General features: G+C 62.4%; 11 protein-coding genes. 7 read left to right on the forward strand and 4 right to left on the reverse strand.

Annotation, left to right across the window (positions count from 1 at the left end; genetic code table 11):
- Positions 1-14 precede the first annotated feature (14 nt).
- Together hyi and gcl are read right to left on the reverse strand one after the other, a co-directional pair.
- On the reverse strand, positions 15-797 hold the full coding sequence (hyi, locus tag N5D61_RS15565) for a hydroxypyruvate isomerase (RefSeq protein WP_108240383.1): 783 nt from the start codon (positions 795-797) through the stop codon (positions 15-17).
- A gap of 41 nt (positions 798-838) precedes the next feature.
- The gene (gene gcl, locus N5D61_RS15570) at positions 839-2,614 is read right to left on the reverse strand and encodes a glyoxylate carboligase (protein WP_279893444.1); all 1,776 of its coding nucleotides are present in this window, start codon (positions 2,612-2,614) and stop codon (positions 839-841) included.
- Positions 2,615-2,743: 129 nt separating this feature from the next.
- On the opposite strand from gcl, the gene N5D61_RS15575 reads away from it, so the two are divergent.
- From N5D61_RS15575 to N5D61_RS15585, 3 genes are all read left to right on the forward strand, one after another.
- The gene (locus tag N5D61_RS15575) at positions 2,744-3,652 is read left to right on the forward strand and encodes a LysR family transcriptional regulator (protein ID WP_108240381.1); all 909 of its coding nucleotides are present in this window, start codon (positions 2,744-2,746) and stop codon (positions 3,650-3,652) included.
- A 162-nt stretch (positions 3,653-3,814) separates the two neighbouring features.
- On the forward strand, positions 3,815-5,254 hold the full coding sequence (locus tag N5D61_RS15580; protein ID WP_177411137.1) for an ATPase domain-containing protein: 1,440 nt from the start codon (positions 3,815-3,817) through the stop codon (positions 5,252-5,254).
- Between the two features lie 51 nt (positions 5,255-5,305).
- Positions 5,306-5,680 carry a response regulator gene (locus N5D61_RS15585; RefSeq protein ID WP_108240380.1) on the forward strand — a complete coding sequence of 125 codons (375 nt, stop codon included), beginning with the start codon at positions 5,306-5,308 and terminating at the stop codon, positions 5,678-5,680.
- A 67-nt stretch (positions 5,681-5,747) separates the two neighbouring features.
- On the opposite strand, the gene N5D61_RS15590 is transcribed toward N5D61_RS15585, so the two are convergent.
- The gene (locus N5D61_RS15590; RefSeq protein ID WP_108240379.1) at positions 5,748-6,320 is read right to left on the reverse strand and encodes a LuxR C-terminal-related transcriptional regulator; all 573 of its coding nucleotides are present in this window, start codon (positions 6,318-6,320) and stop codon (positions 5,748-5,750) included.
- A gap of 146 nt (positions 6,321-6,466) precedes the next feature.
- Between N5D61_RS15590 and N5D61_RS15595 the strand changes: the two genes are divergently transcribed.
- Genes N5D61_RS15595 through N5D61_RS15605 form a run of 3 tightly spaced genes read left to right on the forward strand, consistent with a single transcriptional unit; the run spans position 6,467 to position 10,640 of the window.
- Positions 6,467-7,645: an acetyl-CoA acetyltransferase gene (locus N5D61_RS15595; RefSeq protein WP_108240378.1), complete on the forward strand. Its 1,179-nt coding sequence runs from the start codon at positions 6,467-6,469 to the stop codon at positions 7,643-7,645.
- Between the two features lie 2 nt (positions 7,646-7,647).
- Complete coding sequence (locus N5D61_RS15600; RefSeq protein ID WP_279893445.1) at positions 7,648-9,207, forward strand: AMP-binding protein; 1,560 nt, start codon at positions 7,648-7,650, stop codon at positions 9,205-9,207.
- A gap of 53 nt (positions 9,208-9,260) precedes the next feature.
- On the forward strand, positions 9,261-10,640 hold the full coding sequence (locus tag N5D61_RS15605; protein ID WP_279893446.1) for an MFS transporter: 1,380 nt from the start codon (positions 9,261-9,263) through the stop codon (positions 10,638-10,640).
- Between the two features lie 35 nt (positions 10,641-10,675).
- On the opposite strand, the gene N5D61_RS15610 is transcribed toward N5D61_RS15605, so the two are convergent.
- Complete coding sequence (locus N5D61_RS15610; protein ID WP_279893447.1) at positions 10,676-12,241, reverse strand: PAS domain-containing methyl-accepting chemotaxis protein; 1,566 nt, start codon at positions 12,239-12,241, stop codon at positions 10,676-10,678.
- Positions 12,242-12,598: 357 nt separating this feature from the next.
- Here N5D61_RS15610 and N5D61_RS15615 point away from each other — a divergent pair, with 357 nt between their 5' ends.
- Complete coding sequence (locus tag N5D61_RS15615) at positions 12,599-14,224, forward strand: NADP-dependent glyceraldehyde-3-phosphate dehydrogenase (protein ID WP_279893448.1); 1,626 nt, start codon at positions 12,599-12,601, stop codon at positions 14,222-14,224.
- The last annotated feature ends 34 nt before the right edge of the window (positions 14,225-14,258 follow it).

Here is a 14,258-nt window from a genome sequence, read left to right on the forward strand (position 1 = left end):
TCAATTCAGGCGTTTCAGATCAGGTTATGGGTCTTGAGCCAGCCCAGCCCGGCTTCGGTGCTGGTCAGCGGTTTGTATTCGCAGCCGATCCAGCCGCGGTAGCCCAGGCGGTCCAGGTGGGCGAACAGAAACCCGAAGTTGATCTCGCCGGTGCCTGGCTCGTGACGACCGGGGTTGTCCGCCAGTTGCACATGGCGAATCACCGGCAGGTTCTTCTCCAGGGTCCGGGCCAGGTCACCCTCCATGATCTGCATGTGGTAGATGTCGTACTGCAGGGACAGATTGCGGCTGCCGACCCGGTCGCGTATGGCCAGCGCCTGGGCGGTACTGGTCAGGTAAAACCCCGGAATGTCGAGGGTGTTGATCATTTCCATGACCAAGTCGATGCCGTTGGCCTGCAGCCGGTCGGCCGCGTACCTGAGGTTGTCGACGAAGGTCTTTTCGATCAGTGCGTCGTCGAAGCCTTGAGGTTTTATGCCGGCCAGGCAGTTGATCTGGGTGTTGCCCAGCACTTTGGCGTAGGCAATCGCCAGATCGACGCCGGCATAGAACTCTTCGACGCGGTCCGGGTGGCAGGCGATGCCGCGTTCACCCTTGGCCCAATCCCCGGCGGGCAGGTTGAACAGCACCTGCTTCAGGCCGTGGGCGTCCAGCTCGGCTTTGATGTGCGCCGAACTGAAGTCATAAGGAAACAGATACTCCACTGCGCTGAAGCCAGCGTTGGCGGCGGCTTGGAAGCGTTGCAGAAAGTCCAGCTCGGTAAACAGCATGGACAGGTTGGCGCAGAAACGTGGCATGGCGTGCTCCTTTTCTTGCGGGTTGGGTGCCGGTTCAGCGGTCAGTCCAGCAGGCTGACGGCGGTCGGGGCGTCGGCGCCGGTTTCGGCCAGCGATTCGAATTCGTTGATGGCGTTGATTTCGGTGCCCATGGCGATGTTCGTGACGCGTTCGAGGATCACCTCGACCACCACCGGCACGCGGTGCTGCTGCATCAAGGTCGAGGCTTCGGCGAACGCGGCCTGGATGTGCGCCGGGTCGGTGACACGCAGTGCCTTGCAGCCCAGGCCCTCGGCGACGGCGACGTGGTCCACGCCGTAACCTTCCAGTTCCGGCGCATTGACGTTGTCGAACGAGAGCTGCACGCAATAATCAATGTCGAAGTTGCGCTGCGCCTGGCGGATCAGGCCCAGGTAAGAATTGTTCACCACGACATGGATGTATGGCAGCTTGAACTGCGCGCCCACGGCCAGTTCCTCGATCATGAACTGAAAGTCGTAGTCACCCGAGAGCGCCACCACACGCCGGCGCGGGTCGGCCTTGACCACGCCCAGTGCCGCGGGAATGGTCCAGCCCAGCGGGCCCGCCTGACCGCAGTTGATCCAATGACGCGGCTTGTAGACATGAAGAAACTGCGCCCCTGCGATCTGCGATAAACCGATGGTGCTGACGTAACAGGTGTCCTTGCCGAAGTACCGGTTCATCTCTTCGTACACCCGCTGCGGCTTGACTGGCACGTCGTCGAAGTGCGTCTTGCGCTGCATCGTGCGCTTGCGCGCCTGACAACTGGCAAGCCACTCGGCACGGTTCTTCAGTTTCCCTGCGGTGTGCCATTCACGCGCGACCTCCAAAAACATCGCCAGCGCAGCTCCCGCGTCGGACACGATGCCCAGGTCGGGCATCAACACGCGACCGATCTGCGTCGGCTCGATATCGACGTGGATAAAGGTGCGGCCCTCGCTGTACACCGACACGGTACCGGTGTGTCGGTTAGCCCAGCGGTTGCCGATACCCAGCACCAAGTCCGATGCCAGCAAGGTGGCGTTGCCATAGCGGTGTGACGTCTGCAGGCCAACCATCCCGGCCATCTGCGGATGGTCGTCAGGGATCGCGCCCCAGCCCATCAGCGTCGGGATCACCGGAATGCCGGTCAGCTCGGCGAACTCCACCAAAGCGTCCGACGCGTCGGCGTTGATGATGCCGCCGCCGGCGACGATCAGCGGTCGCTGCGCGGTGTTGAGCAGGGTCAGCGCTTTCTCGATTTGCGTGCGACTGGCCTGAGGTTTGGCGATCGGCAGCGGCTCGTAGGCGTCGATGTCGAATTCGATCTCCGCCATCTGCACGTCGAACGGCAGGTCGATCAGCACTGGCCCGGGTCGCCCGCTGCGCATCAGTTGGAAGGCTTTCTGGAAGACGTAGGGGACCTGACCCGGCTCCATGACCGTGGTGGCCCATTTAGCCACCGGCGAGGCGATGGCGGCGATGTCCACAGCCTGGAAGTCTTCCTTGTGCAGGCGCGAGCGGGGCGCCTGCCCGGTGATGCACAGGATCGGGATCGAGTCGGCGGACGCCGAGTAAAGGCCGGTGATCATGTCGGTGCCGGCTGGACCCGATGTGCCGACGCAGACGCCGATGTGGCCCGCAATGGCGCGGGTGTAGCCCTCGGCCATGTGTGACGCGCCCTCGACGTGACGGGCCAGCACGTGGTCGATGCCGCCGATTTTCTTGAACGCCGCGTACAGCGGGTTGATGGCGGCGCCGGGAATACCGAATGCGGTATCGACCCCTTCGCGACGCATCACCAGAACCGCGGCTTCGATGGCTCTCATGAGGGGCATTTGTTAGTCTCCTGAACGCGTTGATTGTTGTTATGGGCTCGGTATCTTTTGTACGTAGCTAGCCTGATTTGATTTGAAGTGTTTGGGAATTGCCGCTTATGGCAGTTCTGTCGATATCAGGAGTATCGGATGGACCGTTACACAGAGGTTCGCAGCTACGTCCTTGTCGCCACCCAGGGCAGTTTTGCCGCCGCAGCACTGGTCGAGGGTGTGACCCCCGTCATCATGGGCAGGCGGCTGAGTGCGCTGGAGGCGCGGCTGGGGGTGAAGCTGATTCACCGCTCCACCCGCGGCCTGACGCTCACCGATGCGGGGGAGTCGTACCTGGAGACCGCCAAGACGGTGTTGCAGGCCTTCGAAGAGCTGGACGCCAGCATCAGCGAAAATGAAAGCAGCGTACGCGGGCACCTGGTCGTCTCCGCTCCCGCGGGGTTCGGGCGCCAGCATGTGGCGCCCCATGCGCCGGAATTCCAGGCACGGTTCCCCGACCTGCAACTGTCGTTCAACCTCACGGACAACGTGGTCGACTTGGTCCGCGAGGGCTACGACATGAGCATTCGCATCGGCGAAGTGCTCGACCCCAACTACGTGGCAATCAAGTTGTTCGCCAATAAACGGGTGGTTTGCGGATCACCGGCGTATTTCGCAGCCCATGGCCTGCCGCTGACCCTGGAAGACCTGGCGGGGCACAATTGCCTGTCGTTCAACCTCCAGGGCGGCCAGCATCGCGGCTGGACGTTTCAGCGCGACGGCAAACAGGTCGCGATCAAAGTAGCCGGCAACCTCTATTGCAATGACGGTGAGTTGTTATACGACTGGGCCAAACAAGGGTTGGGGCTCTGCTGGCGATCCACCTGGGAGATTCAGAACGAGTTGGAAAGCGGGGCGCTGGTGACGGTACTCGATGAGTATGCGTTGCCTAGCTACGACATTCAGGGGGTGTACCCTCAGCAGCATTATTTGCCTGCCAAGGTGCGATTCTTCATCGCTTTCCTCAAAGAGGTGTATAACCGAGAAGGGTATTGGCAACAGGCATGAATCGCGGCGCTGGCGGAGGCGGTCTGGTCGCTGTCGCGAGGTCCGCGACGTCGCGATCGCCCGTCGCGTGATGCACGATGAATGATTGTTCTTGGAAAGACACGCCAAACACGGAAGAATGCGCTTTTCGTCGTGCGCAATCGTACGCACCGCTGACGAACAATGGCGGAGGAAGCACATTTGAATCAGCTACAACGCCTTCAGAGCGGAATTCCAGGTTTGGACGAGCTGCTGAAGGGCGGCTTCGTCGCCGGGTCTTCATACATCATTCAAGGGCGGCCGGGGTCGGGCAAGACGATCCTGGCCAACCAGATCGGCTTCAACCATGCCCGTTCGGGGGGGCGCGTGCTGTTCGCCACCTTGTTGGCGGAACCCCATGAACGGTTGTTTCAGTTCCTTTCGACGCTGAGCTTTTTCGACCGCGATCGGATTGGCGACCAGATCCAGTTCGTCAGTGCGTTCGACACCATGGAAAACGACGGGCTGGAGGAAGTGGTCAAGCTGCTGCGCCGGGAGATCTTCCGTCAGAAGTCCACCGTGATGATTCTCGACGGCCTGCTCAATGCTCGATCCAAGGCCGACTCGTCGTTGAACACCAAGCGTTTCATTTCCGAATTGCAGGGCCATGCGGCGTTTGCCGGATGCACCGTGTTCTTCCTCACCAGCTCGCAACTGGACGACGGCAGCCCCGAGCACACCATGGTCGATGGCGTATTGGAGTTGGGCGAAGAACTGGTGGGTTCCCGGTCGATTCGTCGCATCAAGATGCGCAAGACCCGTGGCAGCGGCGCCATTCCCGGCGCGCATGAGTGTGAAATCACTGACGACGGACTGGTGGTCTATCCGCGTCTGGAGAGCACCATCACCTATTCCGCAATGCGCGATAGCGACCGGTTCACGCTGATCCCCAGCGGCCTGCCCAGTCTGGACCCGCTGATCGGCGGCGGCCTGACGACATCGTCCGTCACTCTGCTGGTCGGCCCCTCTGGCTCGGGCAAGACCTGTTTCGGCCTGTCGTTTCTCGGGCAGTCCACCCCCCAGGAACCCGGCCTGCATTTCGGTTTTTACGAATCACCCCAACGCGTGCGCCTCAAAGCCGCCGCCCTGGGGCTGGACTTCCCGGCGATGGAACAGTCCGGCGCATTGACCCTCATGTGGAAATCCATCACCACCGAACTGATCGACAAGGTGGCGTTGGAGTTGCTGCGCACCGTCGAAGAAAAGTCCATCAAACGGGTCTTCCTCGACAGCCTGGGTGGCATGGGCCGCGCGGCGGCCGACAAAAGCCGGGTACTGGATTTGTACACCGCGCTGATGAGCGAGCTGCGTGCCCGTAATGTCACGGTTCTGGCGTCCTGGGAAGTCCGGAGCTTGCTGGGCGGTGAAATCGATGCTCCGGCGCCGGACCTGTCAGGTATCGTCGACAATCTTCTGCTGCTGCGTTTCGTTCAGGAGCCGGCTGAGCTGAAGCGGCAACTGTCGATTCTCAAAATCAGAGACAACCCCTACGACCCCGCGTTGCTGGAAGTAGTGATCGGCAATCAGGGTCTGGACGTGAAAAAGGTTCATTTCGATGCCCTTGGTGATACCAATTACGTGTGATGGGCGAGGTTGCGACCCGGTGTGCACCGGGTCGATCGGACCGAGACCGCTATGAGCACGATTCTGATTGTCGACGACGAGTACCTGATCGCCGACATCCTGAGCTTCGCGCTTGAAGACGAGGGCTATCTGACCGTTACCGCGGGCAGTGGCCAGCGAGCGTTGAGCATTCTGGAGCGGGAGCGCCCGCACTTGATCATCACCGACTACATGATGCCGGGCATGAACGGCATTGAACTGGCTGAAGCGGTGCGCGGGCACAAGACCCTGTCGACGTTGCCGATCATGCTGATGAGCGGCGCGCAGGCGCATCTGGGCCTGGCGCGGCCTGATCTGTTCGTGGAAGTGTTCGACAAACCTTTTGATCTGCAGGTCGTCCTGACTCGGGTGAAGGCGCTGTTGGGACCCGGCCCGGGGCCGCATTGAACGGCAATGGCACGCTGAGGGCCGAAGTCCGGCTGATGGCGGGGCCGAGTGAGCCAGGGCACCTGCGTCAACGCAGCACAATGATCTTCGACACCAGTTCAGCACTGTTCCGAGCCTGAAGCTTCTTCATCAAGCGGGCGCGGTGCACCTCGACCGTGCGGTGCGAGATCGACAGTTTGCGCGCCACTTCCTTGCAGGTCAGCCCGTTGACGATGTGGGCCGAAATTTCCCGCTCCCGCGGTGTCAGGTTGACCGTGGGGCGAAACGTTCGATCCATTCGCTCGAAATGCCAGACCATCAAAGCGAACGGCTCCTCCGGCGTCAGGGTGTAGCCATTGGCCCGCGCCCAGAACACCTCGCCGCTGCGATGCTGCATGAAGCGTTCGTCCGAGTACGCCCCGTTGCGAGCGTTGCGCAGCCAGCTCAGGCTGCGCTCGCCGATGGCCTGGTAGTCCGCCTGCGACGGGTACAGTTTGAGAATCAATTGATCGGCGAGGTCGTCACGCTGGTAGCCGAACAGCTTCAGAAAGGCATCGTTGAAGTCCAGCATCCGTCGATTGCCGGTGATCACCTGAGGCGCAGGCGATACCTGAAACGCCAGACGCTCCAGGTCTTGAAGTTGATCGGCCGGGGCTCTCATGTCGCTCACTCGCTCTGTTTTTCTCGTTCGCCCGAACCAGTATCCGTCAGGCCGACTACGGATCCCTATACGTAGTTGCACGAACTGGTGAGCGGGCTTTGTCGTGGGTCATTGTAAGACTTCGCTGATTGCGCAGGAGCATAACAATGACTCAAGACTCCGTTTCCATCGTTGCCGCCGGTCACAGCCGGTTCGGACGCCTGGACGGCCTGACGCTGGAAGACCTGATCGTCCAGGTAAGCCGCGAAGCGTTGGAGGACGCGGCGATCGATGCCAGCGAGATCGACGCGATATTCCTCGGCCATTTCAATTCCGGCATGGTGCCCGATGGTTTCCCCGCTTCGCTGGTGATGCAAGCCGACCCGGCGTTGCGCTTCAAGCCTGCCACCCGTTGCGAGAACGCTTGCGCCTCGGGTTCGGCCGCCTTGCACGCGGGCATCCAGGCGATTCTGTCCGGGGCGGCGGAGCTGGTACTGGTGGTCGGCGCCGAGAAAATGACCGACAACTCGACCGCTCAGGTCACCCGCGCGCTGGCCGGTGCTGGCTACCAGAACGATGTGGAAGAGGCCGCGCTGAGCTTTCCACAGGTGTTCGGCGTGGCCGCAGCCCGCTATCAGAGCCGCTATCAGGATCCCCTTGCCGCCATGGCGGTGATCGCCGCGAAAAACCACGACAACGCACTGCACAACCCTTTGGCCCACATGCATCGGGCAATGACGTTCGAGCATTGCAACACGGTGTCCGAGCGCAATCCGGTGATTGCTGCGCCGCTGCGTTTGAGCGATTGCTCGCTGATCAGCGACGGCGCCGCCGCGGTGATCCTGGCGTCGCCAGCCCGTGCACGGCAATTCCGCCGAGAGGTGCAAGTGCGTGGCACCAGGCAGGTCAACGACCTGCTGCCGATTGCCCAGCGGGACATACTGGCTTTCGAAGGGCCGCAGCGCGCCATTCAGGGCGCGTTGAATGCCGCCGGCGTCACGCTGACGGACCTGCACTTCGCCGAAGTGCACGACTGCTTCACCATCGCTGAATTGCTGATCTACGAAGCCATGGGCCTGGCGCCAAGAGGGGAAGGGCATCGGGCGTTGGATGAGGGCATTGTCCTGCCGGGCGGCCGGCTCCCGGTCAACCTTTCCGGCGGCCTGAAGGCCAAGGGGCATCCCGTCGGCGCCACGGGTGTGTCGATGCATGCGCTCGCGTTCCGTCAGTTGACTGGCGAGCCGATCGGGCTGGGCGTGCCCTACGCGGAGTTCGGGCTGGTCTTCAACATGGGCGGGATGGCCGTAGCCAATTACGCCACGGTGTTGCAAGCGCGGAGGGCCTGAGGATGAACATTGCCAATTGGCTGGATCAGTCCGCCTCCCGGTGGCCGGACCGCCCCGCGCTGTTCCAGGGCGCCCGTCAGGTGGCGGATTATGCCGAATTCGCTGCCCGGTCAAAGGTTCGCGCGCTGAGCCTGATGGAGTGGGACGGCGTGCGTCCGGGTGATCGCGTTGCGTTGTTCATGAAGAACAGCTGTGACTATCTCGAATTGCTCTACGCGATCTGGTGGGCCGGGGCCGTGGCGGTGCCAATCAACTGCAAACTGCATGTCGCCGAGGCCGCGTGGATTCTGGGCAACGCCGAAGCGCGCGTGGTGTTCACTGACGAGGGCCAGACCTTTCCGCCGGCCGTGTTGCCTGAACGCTGCCGCGAGCGTGACGGCCTGCTGCCAAACGAGGCTGAGTGGGTGCGACCGCTCGAACGCCAAGTAATCGATGGCCTCCAGCATCCGGTACCGCGCGACGTCGACGACCTGGCGTGGCTGTTTTACACCTCCGGCACCACCGGCCGATCCAAGGGGGTGATGTTGTCCCACGGCAACTTGACGGCGATGTCGCTGTGTTACCCGGTTGACGTTGACCGGGTCGACGCCGGCGACGCTGTGGTGTACGCCGCGCCCATGTCACACGGTGCGGGGTTGTACAACTTCATCCATGTTCGCCATGGCGCACGCCACGTCGTGCCGGTGTCCCGGGGGTTCAAGGCGACTGAGGTGTTCGACCTGGCGATGGCGCTGGGTCAGGTCACCCTGTTCGCCGCGCCGACGATGGTCAAGCGCATGGTTGAAGGCGCTCGTGAGCACGGTTATTCCGGAGAGGGCCTCAAGACCGTCGTCTACGGCGGCGCACCGATGTACCTGGCCGATCTGCAGCAGGCGCTGGACGTTTTCGGCCCCCGACTGGTGCAGATCTACGGTCAGGGCGAGAGCCCGATGACGGTCAGCGCGTTGAGCCGCGAGGCCATCGCCGACCGGGCCCATCCGCAGTGGGAAAGGCGGGCGGCCTCGGTCGGGACGGTGCAGTCGTGCGTCGAGATCCGCGTGGTCGATGGGCAGCGTCAGCCATTACCCCATGGCCAGCCCGGTGAAATTGCCGTGCGTGGCGCGACGGTCATGCAAGGTTACTGGCGCAACGAAGCCGCGACCGCCGAAACGCGAGTGGACGGTTGGCTGTATACCGGCGACATCGGCTACCTGGATGCCGACGGCTACCTGACCCTGACCGACCGCTCCAAGGACGTGATCATTTCCGGGGGCAGCAATGTGTACCCCCGTGAAGTCGAGGAAGTGCTCGCGCTGCATCCGGGTGTCTTCGAGGTCTGCGTGGTCGGCGAACAGGATGCCGAATGGGGCGAATCGGTGGTGGCGTTCGTCGTACCCCGCGAACACGGCACGTTGAGCCATGAGGCGCTCAACGCTTGGTTCGTTTCCCGCATGGCCTCGTTCAAGAAGCCCAAGAAGTACCTGTTCTGCAGCGAATTGCCGAAAAACAGCTATGGCAAGGTGCTCAAGACAGACCTGCGCGCAAGGCTGCGCAACCGCAGCGATCCGCTGGCCATGAGCTGATCCGCCGCCCTCTGATGGTTCCTTCAATAACAACAAAAGACAGGAATACAACAATGGCTACTCAACAACGCAACCCCGCTCGCCAGCGTCGTCGCGCGTTCGTCGGCGCGATTTCCGGCCACTTGATCGAATGGTACGACTATGGGGTGTATGGGTTCCTGGCGGTGTACATTGGCCAGGCATTTTTCGTCTCCGACGACCCGATGACCAGCTTGCTCAGCAGCTTCGCGGCCTTTGCCTTGAGCTTCTTCATTCGCCCGCTGGGCGGCCTGTTTTTTGGTCCGCTGGCCGACAGGATCGGGCGCCGCAAAACCTTGATTACCGTGTTGGTCCTGATGGCCGGCTCGACCTGCCTGCTGGGGTTGTTGCCGACGTACGCGGCGATCGGTCTCGCGGCACCGGTGATGTTGATCCTGATCCGCTGCCTCCAGGGATTTTCCGCGGGCGGCGAAATCGGCACCATCACCAGCTTCATTTCCGAATATGCCGGCCCCGGCCGACGTGGATTCGCCACCTGCTGGCTGATGGTGACAGCCGTGCTGGGGTTGTTGCTGGGCGGTGCCGTGGCCAACGGCATGACGTGGGGGTTGGGCGCGGAGGCGATGCAATCATGGGGCTGGCGCATCCCGTTTCTGCTGGCAGGGCCCATGGGCCTGATATCGATGTATATCCGCCTGAAGCTGGAAGACAGCCCGGAATTCCTCGCGCTGCAGCGGGCGGGCGAGACGTCGAAGGCGCCATTGCGCGAGGTCTGGCAATGGAAACGGGCGATTGCACTGGTGTTTTTCATCATCACCCTGCACAGCTCGATCTTCTACCTGGTGTTGACGTTCGCCTCCACCTACATGTCCCGTCTGCTGAAGTTCGACAGCGGTACCACCTTGTTCTATGTGTTTATCGCCAGCCTGGCAGCCGCCTTTGTCATGCCGCTGGGCGGGGCGTTCACGGATCGTTACGGACGCAAGCCGTTCCTGATGGTGGTCGGGACATTGGCGACACTGGCGATGTATTGGTTTTTCCACTCGGCGGCGACCGCGACCCCGGAGTCGTTCATCTGGCCGCTGATGGCGGTGGCCATTCTGTTCGGGCTCTACGCATCCTCTACCTACGCCACGATGAGTGAGCTGTTGCCCACCCGTATCCGCTCGACCGGTATTGCCGTGGCGTACAACGTCCCCGTGGCGGCCTTCGGCGGCAGTGCGCCGTTGATCTCGACGTGGCTGATTCAGCGAACCGGCGACATCGCTTCGCCCTGGTATTTCTACGTGGGCACCGGCGTGGCGTCGCTGGTGGCGCTGGCGATCCTGCGCAAGGAAGACTTCGTGGCCTGCACACAGGCCGGCCAGGCGTCAGCGGCCAACGTTCATGCCGCAGTGCCAGTGACTGACCGGCAGAGGGGGCCGGTGGCCGGCCCCGTGCCACGGCAGTCTTGAGGGGCTGAGGGGTTGAGGGGCGGTGCGTCGAGCACTCAGCGGTTGAACCGCTCTGCCAGGCTGTGCAGATAGTGCGCCATCTGTTCCAGTTCCCGGCTGATACTCGAGCCTTGCTGGGCCTGGCCCGCGCTCTGGTCGCACAACTGCGCGATGCGGCTGATCTGCTGGTTGATGCTCTCGGCGACATGGGTTTGCTGCTCCGACGCCGAGGCCATCTGCTGGCTCATGCCGGTGATGCGGGTCACCGCCTCACTGATGCCGCGCAAGGCCTGTTGAACGGCTTCGACGCTGCTGACGCTTTCCTGGGACATGGCCTGGCCCCGCGCGGCGGTGGCCACGGCGCGGTGGGCGCCTTCGCGCAGCTCGCCGATGATGCCCTGGATCTGCTCGGTGGACGTTTGGGTGCGGGAGGCCAATGAGCGCACCTCATCGGCCACCACCGCGAAGCCGCGCCCTTGTTCGCCTGCCCGTGCCGCTTCGATGGCGGCGTTGAGGGCCAGCAGATTGGTTTGCTGGGCGATGGCGTTGATCACGTCCACGACGCTGCCAATCGAGTGCGTTGCCTCTGCCAGCTCGCCCACGGCCGTGCCGATCTCACCGACCGAATGCGCCATGTTGCGAATCGCCGACAGGCTGTCGTCCGCCAGGTCTCTTCCTTGCTGAGCCAGGCTGTCGGCCTCCTGAGCGGCGTGCGCGGTGCTTTGCACGTTGTGGGTGACTTCCTGGATCGTGGCGGCCATCTGGTGGATGGCCGTTGCCGATTGATCGGTCTCGTTGCGTTGTTGGTCCAGTGCTTCGGCCTGGCGCGATGAGAGGTTCGCGGATTGCCCGGCACGCTGCTTGACGTTTTCGCCGGCGTCCACCAGCCGGGTCAACGCGGTCTGCAAACGGGCCTCTTCGCTGAGCAGCGCCAAGTCCAGTTGCGCCTGTGGCCCTCGGTTGTCGCTGTAGGTCAGGGCAATCAACGGGTCGGCGAAGGCTTTGGGGTGGGCGCTGAGGATGGCGTTCAAGGTGTGCGTCTGGCGCCATTGGAGTACGGCGCTCAAGGCGATCAAGGTCAGCAGTGTCACCGCGAGCGTCGCAGGGGCGGGCAGCAGGTAACTGCATGCGCCGACCACCAGGACGGCGATCAACAGGGGAAGCTGACGAAGCAGGTGATAGAGCGCCGTGCCGAGCGATGAAACGGCTGGCTTACCCGCGCGCAGCCTGGCGTAGATCGCCTCGGCCCGACGCACCTGATCGCGGGTCGGCAGGGACCGGACGGATTCGAACCCTGCAACCCTGCCATTTTCGTAAATGGGCGTGACGTAGGCGCTGACCCAGTAAAAATCGCCATTCTTGCTGCGGTTCTTCACCACCCCCATCCAAGGCTTGCCCTGCTTGATCGTGCCCCACATATGGGCGAATACCGACGGCGGCATGTCGGGGTGGCGCACCAGGTTGTGGGGTTGGCCGATCAACTCCTCCCGCGTGAAGCCGCTCAACGCGACGAAAGCGTCGTTGCAATAGGTGATGTGGCTATTCAGATCGGTGGTGGAAATCAAGCGCTCGCTGGCTGCGAAAGTGCGTTCCTGTTGTGTCACGGGCATGTTCATGCGCATGGACGATTTCATCCCTGAAATGGTTGGATCGAGAGGGTGTGAACAGGTGTAGCACAGCATTTTTGTGCGACAGATGTCGAGGGGGCACGTGGGTATTGTGTCGCATTCGGCGGCCTCGTCCGCGCAATGAACGCCGTGCCGGTCACAGATCAGTGTGAGAGGGGATGCTCCACGGGCGGCGTGGGGACTCGACCACTGAGGTGGCTGGTCGCCACTTCAACCCTCGACAGGCCTGCGCAGCGCCGTGGAAAGCGGCTGTGTCACCGGCGCGTGACATGTGTCACGGCGCTTTTCATTCCGCCCCGGCTGTGGCGTAGTGTCGTTCGCACCCTTGTCGACTGAAAGAGGTAACGAGAAATGACCCTGCAAAACCGCCTGGACAACCTGTATCCACGCGCCGATGAAATCCCTGAACAGTTCCGCGCGGGGCCTGTGATCGAGCAGCGCGAGTACCTCGTCGACGGTGAACTGCGGCAATGGGCCGGGCCTTTGGCGCCCGTGCTCAGCCCGGTTTCATTGAAGACCGATGCGGGGCTGGAGTCCGTCGTGTTGGGCAGCACGCCTTTGATGGACGCCGACACCTCGATGACCGCCCTCGAGGCAGCCGTCAAGGCGTACGATCGCGGGCAGGGCGCGTGGCCGACCCTGCGTGTCGCGGACCGCATCCACCACGTGGAAACGTTCCTCAAGAAGATGCGCGAACAGCGCGAGGCCGTGGTCACGCTGCTGATGTGGGAGATCGGCAAGAATCTGAAGGACTCGCAGAAAGAGTTCGACCGCACCTGCGATTACATCGTCGACACCATCAATGCCCTCAAGGAGCTGGATCGCCGCTCCAGCCGTTTCGAACTGGAACAGGACACCCTGGGCCAGATCCGCCGCGTGCCGTTGGGCGTGACCCTCTGCATGGGGCCGTATAACTACCCGCTGAACGAAACCTTCACCACGCTCATTCCCGCGCTGATCATGGGCAACACGGTGGTGTTCAAGCCCGCGAAATTCGGCGTGCTGCTCATTCGTCCACTGCTCGAAGCCTTCCGCGACAGTTTCCCGGCCGGGGTGATCAACGTCATCTACGGCAGCGGACGGGAGACCGTCAGCGCGCTGATGGCCAGCGGCAAGATCGACGTGTTCGCGTTCATCGGCACCAACAAGGCGGCCAGTGCGCTGAAAAAGCTCCACCCCAAACCCCACCGCCTGCGCGCAGCGCTGGGCCTGGACGCGAAGAACCCCGGCATCGTGCTGCCAGATGTGAACCTGGACAACGCCGTTTCCGAGGCCATCACCGGCTCGCTGTCGTTCAACGGCCAACGCTGCACGGCACTGAAAATTCTGTTCGTCCACGAAAACGTGGTCGGCAGTTTCCTTGAAAAATTCGAGGAGAAGCTCGCCCAATTGAAACCAGGCATGCCCTGGGAGCCGGGCGTTTCGCTGACGCCACTGCCTGAACCGGGCAAGACCGATTACCTGCAGGGGCTGGTGGATGATGCCCTGAGCAAAGGTGCCATGGTCGTGAATGAAGGGGGCGCGACGACCCATCGCCAATTCTTCTATCCGGCCGTGCTCTACCCGGTGACCCCAGAGATGCGGGTGTATCACGAGGAGCAGTTCGGCCCGGTGGTGCCGGTGGTGGCCTACCGCGACTTGGAAGACGTGATCGAATACGTGCTCGATTCGGATTTCGGTCAGCAATTGAGCATCTTCGGCAACGACCCCAAGCAAGTCGGGCGTCTGGTGGATGCGTTCGCCAACCAGGTCGGCCGCATCAACATCAATGCTCAGTGCCAGCGCGGCCCGGACAGTTTCCCGTTCAATGGCCGCAAAAATTCGGCCGAGGGAACACTCTCGGTGCACGATGCGTTGCGGGTGTTTTCGATCCGTACACTGGTGGCCACCAAGTTCCAGGAAAGCAACAAGGCACTGATCAGCGACATCATCCACAACCGCGACTCGACCTTCCTGACCACCGACTACATCTTCTGATCCAGGCGCTGGCCTTGCCACCTGGCCGCCGCTC

The sequence above is a fragment of the Pseudomonas sp. GD03842 genome (genome assembly GCF_029841165.1).
In the GTDB taxonomy this organism is placed as follows: domain Bacteria; phylum Pseudomonadota; class Gammaproteobacteria; order Pseudomonadales; family Pseudomonadaceae; genus Aquipseudomonas.